Annotated in this window: 21 protein-coding genes; all 21 read right to left on the minus strand. The window is 52.1% G+C overall.

The features are described 5' to 3' along the window. Positions 1-9 precede the first annotated feature (9 nt). Entirely contained in the window at positions 10-495 is a 486-nt protein-coding gene (gene tatB / locus H8L32_RS13105) for a Sec-independent protein translocase protein TatB (protein ID WP_186947689.1), read from the minus strand. Positions 496-541: 46 nt separating this feature from the next. Next, positions 542-760: a Sec-independent protein translocase subunit TatA gene (gene tatA, locus H8L32_RS13110; protein WP_162060924.1), complete on the minus strand. Its 219-nt coding sequence runs from the start codon at positions 758-760 to the stop codon at positions 542-544. A 112-nt stretch (positions 761-872) separates the two neighbouring features. After that, positions 873-1,244: a histidine triad nucleotide-binding protein gene (locus H8L32_RS13115; protein ID WP_186947690.1), complete on the minus strand. Its 372-nt coding sequence runs from the start codon at positions 1,242-1,244 to the stop codon at positions 873-875. Positions 1,245-1,321: 77 nt separating this feature from the next. Beyond that, positions 1,322-1,675: a phosphoribosyl-ATP diphosphatase gene (locus tag H8L32_RS13120; RefSeq protein WP_186947691.1), complete on the minus strand. Its 354-nt coding sequence runs from the start codon at positions 1,673-1,675 to the stop codon at positions 1,322-1,324. Between the two features lie 24 nt (positions 1,676-1,699). Then, positions 1,700-2,101: a phosphoribosyl-AMP cyclohydrolase gene (gene hisI, locus H8L32_RS13125; RefSeq protein ID WP_186947692.1), complete on the minus strand. Its 402-nt coding sequence runs from the start codon at positions 2,099-2,101 to the stop codon at positions 1,700-1,702. Continuing rightward, positions 2,098-2,862, minus strand: a complete 765-nt coding sequence (gene hisF / locus H8L32_RS13130; protein ID WP_186947693.1) for an imidazole glycerol phosphate synthase subunit HisF — start codon at positions 2,860-2,862, stop codon at positions 2,098-2,100. Before hisF ends, hisI begins: the two co-directional genes overlap by 4 nt. Next, positions 2,859-3,650, minus strand: a complete 792-nt coding sequence (gene hisA / locus H8L32_RS13135) for a 1-(5-phosphoribosyl)-5-[(5-phosphoribosylamino)methylideneamino]imidazole-4-carboxamide isomerase (protein WP_186947694.1) — start codon at positions 3,648-3,650, stop codon at positions 2,859-2,861. Before hisA ends, hisF begins: the two co-directional genes overlap by 4 nt. A 110-nt stretch (positions 3,651-3,760) precedes the next feature. Continuing rightward, positions 3,761-4,399: an imidazole glycerol phosphate synthase subunit HisH gene (gene hisH / locus H8L32_RS13140; RefSeq protein WP_186947695.1), complete on the minus strand. Its 639-nt coding sequence runs from the start codon at positions 4,397-4,399 to the stop codon at positions 3,761-3,763. A 31-nt stretch (positions 4,400-4,430) separates the two neighbouring features. Beyond that, positions 4,431-5,033, minus strand: coding sequence for an imidazoleglycerol-phosphate dehydratase HisB (gene hisB / locus H8L32_RS13145; RefSeq protein ID WP_110256500.1), 603 nt, complete (start codon positions 5,031-5,033; stop codon positions 4,431-4,433). Next, positions 5,030-6,106 (minus strand): histidinol-phosphate transaminase, encoded by a 1,077-nt coding sequence (hisC, locus tag H8L32_RS13150; protein ID WP_186947696.1) that lies wholly within the window; start codon positions 6,104-6,106, stop codon positions 5,030-5,032. The genes hisB and hisC overlap by 4 nt, the downstream gene beginning before the upstream one ends. Positions 6,107-6,176: 70 nt before the next feature. Next, entirely contained in the window at positions 6,177-6,950 is a 774-nt protein-coding gene (locus H8L32_RS13155; RefSeq protein WP_186947697.1) for a DNA-methyltransferase, read from the minus strand. Between the two features lie 37 nt (positions 6,951-6,987). Continuing rightward, the gene (gene hisD / locus H8L32_RS13160; RefSeq protein ID WP_186947698.1) at positions 6,988-8,304 is read right to left on the minus strand and encodes a histidinol dehydrogenase; all 1,317 of its coding nucleotides are present in this window, start codon (positions 8,302-8,304) and stop codon (positions 6,988-6,990) included. A gap of 17 nt (positions 8,305-8,321) precedes the next feature. Next, positions 8,322-8,975: an ATP phosphoribosyltransferase gene (gene hisG / locus H8L32_RS13165; protein WP_186947935.1), complete on the minus strand. Its 654-nt coding sequence runs from the start codon at positions 8,973-8,975 to the stop codon at positions 8,322-8,324. An 11-nt stretch (positions 8,976-8,986) separates the two neighbouring features. Continuing rightward, the gene (gene murA, locus H8L32_RS13170) at positions 8,987-10,237 is read right to left on the minus strand and encodes a UDP-N-acetylglucosamine 1-carboxyvinyltransferase (RefSeq protein WP_186947699.1); all 1,251 of its coding nucleotides are present in this window, start codon (positions 10,235-10,237) and stop codon (positions 8,987-8,989) included. Continuing rightward, positions 10,237-10,473, minus strand: a complete 237-nt coding sequence (locus H8L32_RS13175) for a BolA family protein (protein WP_186947700.1) — start codon at positions 10,471-10,473, stop codon at positions 10,237-10,239. Before H8L32_RS13175 ends, murA begins: the two co-directional genes overlap by 1 nt. A gap of 113 nt (positions 10,474-10,586) precedes the next feature. Beyond that, on the minus strand, positions 10,587-11,342 hold the full coding sequence (locus tag H8L32_RS13180; protein WP_186947936.1) for an ABC transporter permease: 756 nt from the start codon (positions 11,340-11,342) through the stop codon (positions 10,587-10,589). A gap of 5 nt (positions 11,343-11,347) precedes the next feature. Beyond that, positions 11,348-12,268, minus strand: a complete 921-nt coding sequence (locus H8L32_RS13185; protein ID WP_186947701.1) for an ABC transporter ATP-binding protein — start codon at positions 12,266-12,268, stop codon at positions 11,348-11,350. A gap of 191 nt (positions 12,269-12,459) precedes the next feature. Continuing rightward, on the minus strand, positions 12,460-12,735 hold the full coding sequence (locus tag H8L32_RS13190) for an STAS domain-containing protein (RefSeq protein ID WP_186947702.1): 276 nt from the start codon (positions 12,733-12,735) through the stop codon (positions 12,460-12,462). A gap of 51 nt (positions 12,736-12,786) precedes the next feature. Further along, complete coding sequence (locus H8L32_RS13195; protein WP_186947703.1) at positions 12,787-13,434, minus strand: MlaC/ttg2D family ABC transporter substrate-binding protein; 648 nt, start codon at positions 13,432-13,434, stop codon at positions 12,787-12,789. 139 nt (positions 13,435-13,573) lie between these two features. Beyond that, positions 13,574-14,356 (minus strand): MlaA family lipoprotein, encoded by a 783-nt coding sequence (locus tag H8L32_RS13200; protein ID WP_186947704.1) that lies wholly within the window; start codon positions 14,354-14,356, stop codon positions 13,574-13,576. After that, positions 14,353-14,832, minus strand: coding sequence for an outer membrane lipid asymmetry maintenance protein MlaD (mlaD, locus tag H8L32_RS13205; protein WP_186947705.1), 480 nt, complete (start codon positions 14,830-14,832; stop codon positions 14,353-14,355). Before mlaD ends, H8L32_RS13200 begins: the two co-directional genes overlap by 4 nt. Positions 14,833-14,938 lie beyond the last annotated feature (106 nt).

Below are 14,938 nucleotides of genomic sequence, written 5' to 3' on the forward strand. Positions count from 1 at the left end.
AAGCGACAATTAAAAGAAGCTGCTGCCAGAACGGGCAGTTACCCGATGGCGCGCCATTCTGGCTGAGCCTGAGGTGATTTTCTGTCTTTGGCCATGACGATTTTTGTACCAGGCCGGTATGGCAGAAGACCGTGCCAGTTTCTTGCGGCGGAAGTTTTTTGCCTTGATGGCCAGATGTTCTGGCGTCGCGGTATGCAAGAGTGCAGAATCAGTTTCCTGTCCGATGTTGCGCAGTTCATTTTCGGTTTCTGACCAGGTCTGATGTATCGACTGCTCGACATTCTGAGCGGCTTCCTGCACATCCTTTTGCATCTTGCGCAACTCTTCCAGCTCGATTTCGCGGCTGACTTCAGATTTCACTTCATTGATATAGCGCTGCGCCCGTCCCAGCAGGGTACCGGCCATCCTTGCCACTTTTGGCAATTTTTCAGGCCCTATCACGATCAAGGCAACCACACCAATCAGGGCGAGTTTGCTGATACCCAGATCGATCATTGGTCAGACCTGGGCAGGAAATACGGATGAATCGTCAAAAAAAACATCACAGCTTGGATTTTTCTTTTGCTTCTACGTCTATGGTGCTTTTATCGGCAACCTGCTGGGAAGCAGCAGTTTTTTCCTCTTCGCCTTTGACGCCATCCTTGAAACCCTTGACGGCCTTGCCCAGATCGGAACCGACATTACCCAATTTTTTGGTACCAAACACCAGTACGATCACCACCAGAACAATCAGCCAATGCCAAATACTCAATGAACCCATTACTTACTCCTTGTGAGAGACTTGCTCCCGAAAAATATGATGATCAGAACGTTCAGTCCTGATGAGAATCCGATAACCGTAACGTGTATTTTATCGCACGGTCAAGCCAGTCTCAGCGTTGCCCACGCCATGGTTTGGGGCCGCCGATCACATGCATATGCAGATGATACACCTCCTGCCCGCCATCCGGTCCGGTGTTGATCAGGGTTTTATAGCCCCCGGACAGGCTGCCATCGGCCAGTTGCACCGGAGCACAACCATGTTCCTGCGCCAGTTTTGGCGCCAGAGCCAGCATTTTACCCAGTAAAACCGTATGTTCCGGCTGCACAGCCGACAAAGTATCGATATGGGTTTTAGGGATAATCAACAGATGCACCGGGGCAGCCGGATTGATATCCTTAAAAGCCAGCAATTCTTCATCTTCATACACCGTGGCGGAAGGAATCTGTTTAGCAGCTATTTTACAAAAAATACAGTTATCCACGTTTTATCCGTTCATTTCAACAAGATGCATGATTATTTTGATGCCGCTTAATATCGCTTGATACCAGTTAATACCAGTCAGGCATCCTTGCGTGCCGCTTTTTCTTCCAGGCCAGAAATACCTTCGCGCCTGGCCAGTTCGTCCAGCACCTGTTGAGGGCTGAGATCATACTGCGCCAACATGACAAGCGAATGAAACCACAGGTCAGCACACTCATATAAAAGCTTGGTGGCGTCACCCGAGACGCGCGCATCCTTGGCCGCCATCACGGTTTCTGTTGCTTCTTCGCCTATTTTTTTGAGTATGGCATCGTCACCTTTGGAAAACAGGCGGGCGACGTAGGATTTGTCCGGATCACCGCCATTGACCAGCTTACGGCTTTCTATGATCTCTGCCAGATGCTGCAAAGTCTGCTCTTGTGTTACTGTCATTTCACGGCACTCATTGGTAAATACTTACTTGTAAATACTTTCGGGGTCTTTCAGCACAGGATCAACCGCTTCCCAGTCGCCATCATTGAGGCTGCCTTCAAATTTCTGGAAGAAGCAGGAATGGCGTCCGGTATGGCAGGCAATGCTGTCCGTCTGTTCTATCTTCAACAAAACCACGTCTTCATCGCAATCGAGGCGGATTTCCTTGACCTTCTGGATGTGGCCCGATTCTTCGCCTTTATGCCAGAGTTTTTTGCGCGAACGGCTCCAGTAAACGGCTTCACCCAGTTCCACCGTTTTTGCCAGGGCATCCCGGTTCATCCAGGCAAACATCAGTACATCATTGCTGCTGGCTTCCTGGGCGATGACGGGCACCAGGCCGTTTTCATCCCATTTGACCTTGTTCAACCATTTTGCCGCGCTCATGACAACCTCATGGGAATATGTTGTGCCGCCATAAATTGCTTTGCTTCACCGACTGTATGTTGTCCGTAATGGAAAATGCTGGCTGCCAGCACGGCATCCGCACCACCGACTTTGATACCGTCCGCCAGGTCTTGCAGACCACCCACACCACCAGAGGCGATGACGGGAATGGAAACCGCATCCGACACTGCACGGGTCAGGCCCAGATCAAAACCGGAGCGGGTACCGTCCTTGTCCATGCTGGTCAGCAAGATTTCACCGGCACCCAGTTTCGCCATGTGCTGCGCCCATTCGACCGCATCCAGGCCAGTGGCATTGCGACCGCCGTGGGTAAATACTTCCCATTTGCCTGGTGCTACATTTTTGGCATCGATGGCAACGACGATGCATTGCGAGCCATATTTATGCGCCGCATCGGCCACCAGTTGCGGATTGGTCACGGCCGACGTATTGATACCAACCTTGTCGGCACCTGCATTGAGCAGTCGACGCACATCGGCGACGGTACGCACGCCACCGCCGACTGTCAGCGGGATAAACACTTGCGAAGCCACGGCTTCGATAATCGGCAAGATCAGATCACGGCCATCAGATGATGCGGTGATATCGAGAAAAGTAATTTCATCTGCGCCCTGCCCGTCATAGCGACGGGCGATTTCTACCGGGTCACCGGCATCGCGCAGTTCCTGGAAATTAATGCCCTTGACGACGCGACCGGCAGTCACATCCAGACAAGGGATAATACGTTTGGCTAAGCTCATTCAGTTTCTTCTTCATCATCGAATTCACCGCTGAGTTCATCGGCACGATCTTGTGCTGACGACAAATCCAGGGTGCCTTCGTAAATCGAACGGCCACAGATCACACCTTCCACACCTTCATCCTGCACGGCACACAGGGCTTCCACGTCTGCCAGGTTGTGCACGCCACCAGAAGCAATCACAGGAATGCTGACGGCTTGCGCAAGCTTGACGGTGGCTTCAATGTTCACGCCACCCATCATGCCATCACGACCGATGTCGGTATAGACGATGGCTTCGACGCCATAATCTTCAAATTTTTTGGCGAGATCGATGACTTCATGGCCTGACAATTTGCTCCAGCCATCGGTAGCTACCTTGCCATCCTTGGCATCAATGCCGACGATGATCTGACCTGGAAACGCGCTGCAGGCATCTGCCAGAAAGCCAGGGTTCTTGACCGCTGCGGTACCGATGATGATGTAGGACAGGCCGTCGTCCAGATAACGTTCTATTGTGTCCAGATCGCGGATACCACCACCAAGTTGCACAGGGATTTCTTCGGTATCGGTTTCTTCGGCATAGTCACGCACAGCCTGGATGATGGCCTTGACCGCAGCCTCATTTTTTGGCTTGCCGGCAAAGGCACCGTTCAAGTCCACCAGATGCAGGCGACGTGCACCCTGGCGCAGCCAGTGACGTGCCATTTCAGCAGGATCTTCGGAGAACACGGTAGCCTGGTCCATATCGCCTTGTTTAAGGCGTACGCAGTGACCGTCTTTCAGGTCGATAGCAGGGATGAGCAGCATGATATGAGAAAAGTGTGGGCGTCAGATTGACAATAAAATGGATAAGTAAAACGAATAGGCAAACGAATAAGCAAAACGAAAAGCAAAAAACTGTTCAGGAAAAAATGCGCTCAGGGTTTCCAGTGTACAAAATTCTTATACAGTTGCAAGCCGGCTGCTGCACTCTTTTCAGGGTGAAACTGTGTCGCAAAAATATTGTCGCGGGCTACTGCGCAGGCAAATGGACTGCCATAATCGGTCACACCGACTGTATGCTGACCATCAGCAGGGCGCGCATAGTAGCTATGCACAAAATAAAAATAAGCATCGTCTGCGATATCTTGCCACAAAGCGTGAGACCGTGATTGCTGTACACGGTTCCAGCCCATTTGCGGCACTTTGTAACGCGAGCCATCTTCCTGCAACTGACCTTCCAGCGCAAAGCGTACCACTCTGCCGGGCAACAGGCCCAGGCCGGGTGTTTCACCTTCTTCGCTGATGTCAAACAGCATTTGCTCACCTACACAGACACCAAACAGGGGTTTGTTACGGGCGGCTTCCAGCAAGGCATCTTGCAACCCCGATTCACGCAGGCAACTCATGCAATCAGGCATGGCCCCCTGCCCCGGCAAGACGATGCGGTCGGCACTCTGGATATCAGCGATTTCACCCGAGATCAATACATTGGCATCTGGCGCAACTGCACGCAGGGCCTGCGCTACCGAGCGCAAATTGCCCATACCATAATCTACAACAACAATTTTGTTCATAATGATTTACCAGCAAGGCTGGCATCAGGATTTAAAGGCTGCCTTTGGTCGAAGGTATGGTCCCGGCGGCACGTGCATCGAGCTCGGTTGCCATGCGTAAGGCACGGCCAAAAGCCTTGAATACCGTTTCGCATTGATGATGGGAGTTGTCGCCACGCAAGTTATCAATATGCAGGCTTACCAGCGCATGGTTGACAAAACCCTGGAAGAACTCACGGGTCAGGTCCACATCAAAATTGCCTATCATGGCGCGGGTAAAGGGGATATGGTATTCCAGACCTGGACGGCCAGAAAAATCGATGACCACGCGTGACAATGCCTCGTCAAGAGGTACATAGGCATGACCATAACGGCGTATACCTTTTTTATCACCTATTGCCTTGGCAAATGCCTGGCCCAGCGTAATACCGACATCTTCCACGGTATGGTGAGCATCGATATGCAGATCACCGACGGCTTCAATGTCCAGATCGATCAGGCCATGACGGGCGATCTGATCCAGCATGTGGTCAAGAAAAGGCACACCGGTGTTCAGTTTTTGCTGGCCAGTGCCGTCAAGATTGATGGCGACACGGATTTGCGTTTCATTGGTATTGCGGGTAACCGCCGCAATGCGTTCAATTGGCTTATTCATTTTGATGATAAAGATGCTGCCAGGGCAGCAAGAAAAAGAGCATTCTCTTCCCGGGTACTGACTGTAATGCGCAGACAGTGTCCCAGCAGATTATGCATTTTACCTACATTTTTGACTAAAATTTTTTGTTCGCGTAATTTCACAAAGACTTGTTCGGCATTCGCAACACGAATCAACACAAAATTGGCAGCCGATGGAAACACTTGCACGTCTGGCAAGCTTGCCATCGCTGCCATCAATTCCGTGCGCTGCTGACGCAATTCGGCCGCCTGGGCATCCAGTACTTCTACTCTTGACAACACAAATTCTGCCGCCGCCTGTGTCAGTACATTGATATTGTAGGGCGGACGCACTTTTTCAAATTCATGCATCAGCGCATTATTGCCCGCCATATAACCCAGGCGTATACCTGCCAGACCCAGCTTGGACACGGTACGCATGACCACCAGATTATCAAACTCTGCCAGCCGGGACATGAAACTGGCCTGGGCAAAGGGTTGATACGCTTCGTCAACGATGACGATACCCGTATCCCCCACTGTCTGCAAAATGGCAAGCATGTCATCGGCATCATACAAACTGCCGGTAGGATTGTTCGGATAAGCCAGATAGATGATGGCCGGTTGATGCTCGGCAATGGCCGCCAGCATGGCGGCTTTGTTCAGCGTGAAATCGGGATTCAGGTCAACACCCACAAATTCCAGCCCTGCAAACAGCGCCGACATCGCATACATGACAAAACCGGGCACCGGCGCCAATACTTTGGCACCTGGTTTGGCGCAGGCGATGGATACCATGCTGATGAGTTCATCCGATCCGTTGCCCAGCACAATGTCATGGCCGGCAGGCACACCCAGCTTGTCGGCGATCAGTTGCTTGAGGCTGGCATACGCTGGCTGCGGATAGCGGTTCAGTGCCACGCTGGCCAGATGCTGTGCCAGTTCCTGCTGCATGTCGGGTGGCAACAGGTAGGGGTTCTCCATCGCATCCAGCTTCACAAAACCGCTGGCATCCGGCACATGGTAGGCGGATAGATTGGCGATTTCAGGGCGTATCAGTTTGGTGATGCTCAATTATTGCTCCATGTTCAGGCTCAGTTCATTGAAAATCGCGCAGGCTGGGTCTGAGTGATGAATCACTCAATCAGACAGAGATTTCTTCCGTATCGATCAGGGCCAGGCGATTTTCTATCATTGCGCAATAGTCGGAGTTCAGTTCGAAACCGACAAAATCACGCCCGCAACGTTTGGCAGCTACGGCGGTGGTGCCGCTGCCCATGAAGGGATCGAGAACAACACCGCCGGGTGGGCAGGAAGCCTTGATCATGCGCTCGATGATTTCGAGCGGTTTTTGGGTAGGATGTTCTTCGCGTTCGGCATGTTCTCTGTGCAGGCGCGACACACTCCAGACATCTTTGGGATTGAATCCCATTTCCAGCCATTTCGCGCCTTCGAAAATTTTCCGGCTGCGCGCTTTCTTGGTGGCTGCATCATACTGGATGCGTATTGCATCCAGGTCAAAATAATAATCCTTGGCTTTGACAAAAAAGCCTATGGTGTCATGCACCGATGAATACTTGCGCACGCTGCCCCCCATGGAGGGTACCCGTCTGTCCCAGATGATTTCATTCATCATGCTCATGCGCTGCTTCAGCATGACAAAGACTTCTGGTGAATATCGCCAGGTCAGGAAGATGTACAGGCTGCCATTTGCTTTCAGTTTGGGCAGGGCCAGATCCACCCATTGCGCCATCCATTCCAGGTAGGCTGCAGATTCCATCTTGTCGGAATCATTGCCATAATCCTTGCCCAGGCCATATGGTGGGTCAGCCAGCAATAAATCGATACTGGCATCGGGCAAGCGCGCCAATCCTTGTAGCGCGTCTTCACAAAAAATCTGGTTACGCCATTCAGCCATCATATGCAGGTATTCATGGCAGACAGCGGTTTCGCCTTCATGACTTGAGCCGCAATTCTGCACTGCGTGCGTGGGCCTGCAAGCCTTCGCCATACGCCAGTTCAGCCGCTACCTTACCCAGAGTCTGCGCGCCCTGCTCACTGACATGAATCATCGATGAGCGCTTCTGGAAGTCATATACGCCCAGCGGTGAAGAAAATCTTGCGGTACGCGAAGTCGGCAGCACATGGTTGGGGCCGGCACAATAATCGCCCAATGCTTCAGATGAATAACGACCGAGGAACATGGCACCGGCATGACGTATCTTGTCCGCCCATTGTTGCGGGTTTTCTGCGGAAATTTCCAGATGCTCGGCCGCGATGCTGTTCGCAATTTCACAGGCTTCATCCATATCACGCACCTTGATCAGGGCGCCGCGATTGGCCAGTGAAGTGCGTATCACTTCATGCCTGGGCATGTCTGGCAATAACTTGATGATACTGGCCTGCACGGCTTCGATATAGGCTTCATCCGGGCACAACAAGATAGATTGCGCCAGCTCGTCATGTTCTGCCTGCGAGAACAGATCCATGGCGACCCAGTCCGGGTCCGTGGTGCCGTCGCACAAGACCAGAATCTCGGAAGGACCGGCGATCATGTCTATGCCGACCACGCCAAACACACGGCGCTTGGCCGCAGCCACATAGGCGTTACCGGGGCCAACAATTTTATCGACCGGCGGTATGGTTGCCGTACCGTAGGCCAGGGCACCGACAGCCTGGGCACCACCGATAGTGAAGACACGATCAACACCGGCAATTGCCGCAGCCGCCAATACCAGCGGGTTCTTCACACCATCTGGTGTAGGCACGACCATGATGATTTCTTTGACGCCTGCCACTTTGGCCGGTATCGCATTCATCAATACGGAAGATGGGTAAGCAGCCTTGCCGCCCGGCACATAGATACCGACGCGATCGAGTGGCGTAACTTTTTGCCCCAGCACCGTGCCATCCGCTTCGGTATAACTGAAACCGGCAGAACCACATTCTGCTTTTTGAATTTCGTGATAAGAGCGTACGCGTGCTGCTGCAATTTCCAGCGCAGTACGACGCTCAACATTCAGGGATGCCAGTGCTGCCTGCATTTCTTCCTGTGTCAACTCCAGCGCGGCAACGCTGCTGGCATTCAGGCGATCAAAGCGATTGGTCGCCTCCAGCACGGCGGTGTCGCCGTTGGTCTTGACGCTGGCCAGAATCTGCGCAGCGGCACGGTCTATCGCTTCATCTTCGCTGGCTTCAAAGGCCAGCAGTGAAGTCAGTTTCCTGGAAAAATCTGCATCGGTCGTATCAAGCCGGGTAATCAGGGATGCCATGCTGTTCTCTTGGTCACTTATGCATTTGCTTTGGAGGCACGATCAAATGCCTCCAGTATGGGTTGCAGGCGTTCACGTTTCAACTTCAACGCTGCCTGGTTGACCACCAGTCGTGAAGAAATTTCCATGATGTGTTCGACTTCCACCAGATTATTCGCACGCAGGGTGCTGCCAGTACTGACCAGATCGACAATCGCATCCGACAGACCAACCAGCGGTGCCAGTTCCATCGAGCCATACAACTTGATCAGATCGACGTGCACACCCTTGCTGGCGAAATGTTCACGCGCAGTTTCTGTGTACTTGGTGGCGACACGCAGGCGTGCCCCCTGGCGCACGGCATTTTCATAATCAAAACCAACCGACACCGCCACCGACATGCGGCATTTGGCAATATTCAGATCGATAGGCTGGTACAGGCCAGCGCCACCATGTTCATGCAGAACATCCTTGCCGGCTACGCCGAAATCGGCTGCGCCATATTGCACGTAGGTAGGCACATCGGAAGCACGCACGATGATGACGCGTACATCAGGATCATTGGTGGCCAGAATCAGCTTGCGTGACTTCTCAGGATCTTCCGCCACACGTATGCCCGCTGCCTCCAGCAATGGCAGGGTTTCTTCAAAGATGCGGCCCTTGGACAAGGCCAGTGTCAGTTGCGAAGATATAGGTGAAGACATTATTTGACTCGCTGTATCTGGGCACCAACGGCGGAGAGTTTGACTTCCATGCGGTCATAGCCGCGGTCCAGATGGTAGATACGGTCGATCAGTGTCTCGCCTTCGGCCACCATGGCAGCAATCACCAGCGAGGCAGAGGCACGCAAATCAGTGGCCATCACCGGTGCACCGACCAGTTTATCGACGCCATTCACAATCGCCGTGTGACCATCGATTTCTATCTTTGCGCCCAGGCGGTTCATTTCCTGCACATGCATGAAACGGTTTTCGAAAATGGTTTCTGTCACGCGGCTGGTACCTTGCGCAATACAGTTCAAGGCCATGAATTGCGCCTGCATATCAGTAGGAAAACCCGGGTATTCGGTAGTGCGGAACCCGACAGCCTTGGGACGGCCACTCATTTGCGCACGTATCCAGTCCGGACCTGTGGTCAGAATAACGCCAGCTTCACGCAATTTATCCAGAGCGACATCCAGGATGTCACTACGGGTATTTTTCAGGGTAATGTCACCACCAGTGGCAGCTACTGCACACAGGAAGGTCGCCGTTTCTATGCGGTCAGCAATCACGGTATGGGTAGCGCCGTGCAGGCTGTCAACACCGTGAATGACCAGACGATCTGTGCCTATGCCTTCTATCTTCGCACCCATGGCAACCAGCAAGTTGGCCAGATCAGTGACTTCCGGCTCACGTGCGGCGTTTTCCAGCACGGTTTCACCTTCGGCCAGCGTGGCGGCCATCAACAGATTCTCGGTACCTGTCACGGTAATCATGTCAGTGACGATACGCGCACCCTTGAGTTTCTTGGCCCGCGCATGGATATAACCAGCTTCTATGGTGATCTCGGCACCCATGGCTTGCAGGCCCTTGATGTGTTGATCCACAGGACGGGAACCAATCGCGCAGCCACCCGGCAACGATACCTTGGCTTCACCAAAACGCGCCAGCAGAGGACCGAGTACCAGTATCGATGCGCGCATGGTTTTCACCAGGTCATACGGTGCTTCCAGCTTGTCGACGGCATTGCCATTGAGGGTGGTCACACCATTTTCCTGTGTGACTTGCAAACCCATCTGACGCAGCAGTTTCAGCATGGTGCTGACGTCCTGCAAGGATGGTACGTTGTGCAAAACCACGTCACCCGAAGTCAGCAAACCTGCGCACAAGATAGGCAGTGCCGCATTCTTGGCACCGGAGATGTGTATGTCACCATTCAGGCGTTTGCCGCCTGTAATCAATAATTTATCCATTATGCGGCGTACTCTTCAGGAGTCAGTGTTTTCATCGAAAGGGCATGTATTTCTTCGCGCATGCGGTCACCCAGCACGGCGTACACCAGTTGGTGGCGCTGTATCGGGCGCTTGCCGGCAAAGGCAGCAGAAACGATCACAGCCTTGAAATGCTGGCCGTCGCCTTCGACTTCCAGGTGCGTACATTCCAGACCGGCTGCAATGTAATGTTTAATTTGTTCGGGCGTAGGAAACACGGCTAACTTTCTTGATCAAATTGGTGAAGCAATTGTTGTACTCAGTAATGCGTTCAGTGTCTTACTTTGTATCTTATTTAGTTACGTACTTAGTTACGTACCCAGTGGCGTACTCAGTGTCGTAACTTATATCCCCGTTTCAGCATATTGATAGCAATGCCCGCCAGCAAAAGCGAGAATATGCAAACGATCATCAGACTATGCAAAGGATCGACATCGGACTTGCCGAAGAAACCAAAGCGGAAGCCGTCTATCATGTAGAAAAACGGGTTGAAGCGCGAAATACCTTGCCATACAGCAGGCAGGGAATGAATGGAATAAAACACGCCCGACAGGAAAGTCGCCGGCATGATCAGAAAGTTTTGAAAAGCAGCGAGCTGATCAAATTTTTCTGCCCAGATACCAGCAATCAAACCCATGGTACCCAACATGGCCGCACCAAGGAAGGCAAAAATCGCTATCCACCATGGCGCGACAAAATGCAGATCAGCAAACCAGGCAGTCACGATGAAGACCCCGGCACCGACGGCAACACCACGCAGGATGGCCGCCAGCACATAAGCGCTGAAAATCTCCCAGTGCGACAACGGTGGCAGCAATATGAACACCAGGTTACCTGTGATCTTGGACTGTATCAACGACGACGACGAATTTGCAAATGCATTTTGCAAAACACTCATCATCACCAGGCCTGGCACCAGGAAGGCCGTGTATTTGACGCCCGGATAGACCTGCACATGATCTTCCAGCACATGCCCGAAAATCAACAGATACAGAATCGCCGTCATGATGGGCGCCGTAATGGTTTGCGTTGCGACCTTCCAGAAGCGCAAGACTTCTTTGTAGAACAGGGTGTTAAAGCCGGTCAGGTTACTCATTTGGCGCCCTCCATAATTTGCAGGAAGACATCTTCCAGATCAGCTTGCAGCAATTGCATATCCTCTATCACACAGCCATCCGCACGGAAGGCCGCCAGCATGCCTTCGACCTGATCATAGTCAGTCACACGCAGGGCAAACTGGCGTGGATCAGACGGTGTTTCATGCGTGATGACTTTGTCGCGCAGGCTGGCTGGCAGTGTCACCACTGCACTGGCCGCCAGCGTAATGCGCAATTGCGAACCGGAAATGCGTTTGATCAGATTCGCTGTGCTGTCCAGCGCCACCACCTTGCCCAGTTTTAGCATGGCGATGCGGTTACACAATGCCTGCGCTTCTTCCAGGTAATGCGTGGTCAAGACCACGGTATGACCCTCGCGATTCAAACGGGCAATGAATTGCCACAGGGTCTGACGCAATTCCACGTCGACACCGGCAGTCGGTTCATCCAGCACGATGACGGGTGGTTTATGCACCAGCGCCTGTGCGACCAGCACACGACGCTTCATACCGCCGGACAGGGCGCGCATATTGGTGTCGGCCTTGTTGGTCAGATCGAGGTTTTCCATCACCTCGTCTATCCATTTGTCATTATTCTTCAGACCAAAATAGCCAGATTGCATCCGCAGGGTTTCGCGTACGGTGAAGAAAGGATCAAACACCAGCTCTTGCGGCACCACGCCCAGCTTCTTGCGGGCATTGCGGTAATCCGTGACCACATCGTGGCCTTGCACGGTGATATTGCCAGCGTCAGCCCGGTTCAGGCCCGCCAGAATGGAAATCAAGGTAGTCTTACCGGCACCATTAGGCCCCAGCAAACCGAAAAACTCACCCTCTTCGATAGTGAGTGATACGCCCCCCAGTGCTTGTAGCGACTGGTAGCGTTTTTGTATATTGGTAATTTGTATGGCTGCCATCTGGCGTTGTTTGCACTTTACGTGCTCATCAGGGGGTAGAAAGAACCGGAAGCTTGGGCTTAAACGCCATTCAGGTGGCGAAACCTTTGATTATAGGGGATTTTCCGGATTTGATCTGAAATGGCACAGCATCATGGGCAGACGCTGTGCATTTCAGTGACTGGCAGCACGACACCGCCAGGTGGGAAACGTCAATGTCGTTCTGGAACAGCGACCTGGAACTGCTCGCTCAGGCCATATAAAGAGATCAGGCTGAGCAAACTACCTGGCAATCCCTGGAATTGCAGTTGCGCGCCACGCTGCAAGGCATGGCGTTGCCATTCAATCATGACAGCCACGGCGCTGGAGTCTATCTTGCTCAATTCAGACAAATCGAAGGCCAATTGCCCCGAGGCAATAGCAGACAAGCCCGCAGCCACTACTGCGGGGGCATTGTCATGGCATAACTCGCCTGTTACTTTATACACAAATACCTCGTCGGCTTATTTGTCGGCTTATCGGTCAGCTTATTTGTCTACTTACTTACCAGCTGGTTTGCCAGCACCGGCAGCTGCCAGTTTTTTGTTCTTTTCAGCCAGAGTCTTGATCAGGCCATCGATACCAGATTTGGTGATTTCTGCTGAAAAGCTGCCTTTATAGGTTTCCACCAGCCAGGCGCCGAGTACATTGATGTCAAAAATCTTCCAGCCGGATGCCAGTTTTTCCAGGCGATAGTTCAACTGGATAGGCTCGCCACGGGTCTGAATCACCTGGGAACGTACTTCCACTTCGGTATCATCAGGTGCTGCACGCAGAGGCTTGAATTCAACGCGCTGGTCCTTGATCTGGGAGATAGCGCCAGAGTAAGTGAACACCAACAGAGTGCGGAATTCATTCGTCAACTGCTTTTGCTGGTCAGGCGTGGCTTCTTTCCAGCTTTTGCCTGCCGCCAGCGATGTCATGCGCGGGAAGTCGATGTAAGGCAGGATCTTGCTTTCCACCATGTCATAGACACGCTTTTGATTGCCAGCCTGAATTTCCTTGTCATTCTTGGCCAGATCAATGATTTCCTGACTGATACGCTTGACCAATACATCCGGCGCTTCCTGCTGCGCCATGGCATTACCACCAAACAGGGCCATACCAAGCAAGCTCAGAGCAATTATTTTTGTGATCAGATTTTTCATTTTTATTCCTTTTTTATGCGATATGCATATCGCGTTAACCTGTCAGCCTGCAGGCAGGTTGACGGCTGTTATTATTTCTTACAATTTGTGCACGCCAGATCAGCATATCGAGCAAGTAATTTGCACAAACACAACGAACTTAATCGTCTTCAGGATTCACCTGACCAGCACGACGTTGCAAATAGGCATCGCGGAAAAATACATATTTATCCAGTGCTGCCTCTTCGAGCAAACTGCCGGCATCCAGCACCGATGCCCGTTTGTCCACCAGGCGCAACACTGTGCCTATGTTTTTCACGTAGACGGGCCGCTTGTACGTCCACAAATCACCTTTCATATCAACCGGGGTTGCCAGCGCATCACGCACGGTTGACGGCCCCAACACAGGCAACACCAGATACGGCCCGGACTTCACACCCCACTTGCCCAAAGTCTGCCCAAAGTCTTCATTGTGCTTGGGCATACCGGCAGCAGAACCGATGTCAAGCAAGCCGCCGATACCAATAGTGGTGTTAACGGCAAAGCGCATCACGTCGGTAACACCATCATTCACACGGCCCTGCAATATATTGTTCACCGCATTCCAGACATCGCCGATATTGCTGAAGAAGTTACCGACACCGGTTTGCACAAACGTTGGCAAGGCAGCGCGATAGCCTTCGGCCACCGGTTTGACGATAGCCTGATCAATGGTGTCATTGAAACTGAACATGGCACGATTGAAGCCTTCGAGCGGGTCACGCGGGTTTTTACCGATATTGGTCTTGGTACTCAATACATCAAGGGTTTGATCTGCCTTGTCCTTGATCTTTTCTACCGTTACCGTGCTACATCCAGTCAGCACGATGCTGGTGAGCAGCAGTAACAGGGGCAGCAATCTGCGCAACCCGGAGAATGCAGGAAATGGGGATTGGGATTTCATTTTTTCTCTTCCGTATTGCCATCTGCGGCTTTACTGAACAGGAATTGGCTGATGAGGTTTTCCAGCACAATCGCATCCTGTGTAAATTTAATTCTGTCACCGGCAACCAGGAATTTATCTTCGTCGCTGCCAGGTGCCAGACCTATGTATTGTTCGCCCAGCAAACCTGCCGTCAAAATCTTGATGGATGAGTTCTGTGGGAATTTATAGCGTTTTTCCAGGTCCATCACGACCGTAGCCTGGAAGGTTTTATCATCAAACTTGATTTGACTGACACGACCGACCACCACGCCGGCGCTTTTCACTGCGGCCCTGGGTTTAAGGCCACCGATATTGTCAAAACGTGCCGTCACGGAATAAGTTTGCTCAAATGAGAGCGAACTCAGGTTACCTGCCTTCAGCGCCAGGAACAGCAAAGCCAGTGCACCCAGCACCACAAACAGACCAACCCAGAAATCCAGAGATTTTTTTTGCATTTTCTTTTTCCTACATTTTGTTAGCCAGCCTTCAGCGGGGCATCAACAAATCAATCCATATGCACCATCAGTAGAAATGAAACTCTTCATCATTACAGACGGGCGA

Origin of the sequence: Undibacterium hunanense (assembly GCF_014284335.1) — a bacterium.
Classification (GTDB): Bacteria; Pseudomonadota; Gammaproteobacteria; order Burkholderiales; family Burkholderiaceae_D; genus Undibacterium; species Undibacterium hunanense.

Excerpts from the sequence above, each read along its gene's own strand:
- tatB (WP_186947689.1), bottom strand. The coding sequence starts at position 495 with ATGATCGATCTGGGTATCAGCAAACTCGCCCTGATTGGTGTGGTTGCC.
- tatA (WP_162060924.1), bottom strand. The coding sequence starts at position 760 with ATGGGTTCATTGAGTATTTGGCATTGGCTGATTGTTCTGGTGGTGATC.
- H8L32_RS13120 (WP_186947691.1), bottom strand. The coding sequence starts at position 1,675 with ATGACAGTAACACAAGAGCAGACTTTGCAGCATCTGGCAGAGATCATA.
- hisI (WP_186947692.1), bottom strand. The coding sequence starts at position 2,101 with ATGAGCGCGGCAAAATGGTTGAACAAGGTCAAATGGGATGAAAACGGC.
- hisF (WP_186947693.1), bottom strand. The coding sequence starts at position 2,862 with ATGAGCTTAGCCAAACGTATTATCCCTTGTCTGGATGTGACTGCCGGT.
- hisA (WP_186947694.1), bottom strand. The coding sequence starts at position 3,650 with ATGCTGCTCATCCCTGCTATCGACCTGAAAGACGGTCACTGCGTACGC.
- hisH (WP_186947695.1), bottom strand. The coding sequence starts at position 4,399 with ATGAACAAAATTGTTGTTGTAGATTATGGTATGGGCAATTTGCGCTCG.
- hisB (WP_110256500.1), bottom strand. The coding sequence starts at position 5,033 with ATGAATAAGCCAATTGAACGCATTGCGGCGGTTACCCGCAATACCAAT.
- H8L32_RS13155 (WP_186947697.1), bottom strand. The coding sequence starts at position 6,950 with ATGGCTGAATGGCGTAACCAGATTTTTTGTGAAGACGCGCTACAAGGA.
- hisD (WP_186947698.1), bottom strand. The coding sequence starts at position 8,304 with ATGGCATCCCTGATTACCCGGCTTGATACGACCGATGCAGATTTTTCC.
- murA (WP_186947699.1), bottom strand. The coding sequence starts at position 10,237 with ATGGATAAATTATTGATTACAGGCGGCAAACGCCTGAATGGTGACATA.
- H8L32_RS13185 (WP_186947701.1), bottom strand. The coding sequence starts at position 12,268 with ATGGCAGCCATACAAATTACCAATATACAAAAACGCTACCAGTCGCTA.
- H8L32_RS13195 (WP_186947703.1), bottom strand. The coding sequence starts at position 13,434 with ATGAAAAATCTGATCACAAAAATAATTGCTCTGAGCTTGCTTGGTATG.
- H8L32_RS13200 (WP_186947704.1), bottom strand. The coding sequence starts at position 14,356 with ATGAAATCCCAATCCCCATTTCCTGCATTCTCCGGGTTGCGCAGATTG.
- mlaD (WP_186947705.1), bottom strand. The coding sequence starts at position 14,832 with ATGCAAAAAAAATCTCTGGATTTCTGGGTTGGTCTGTTTGTGGTGCTG.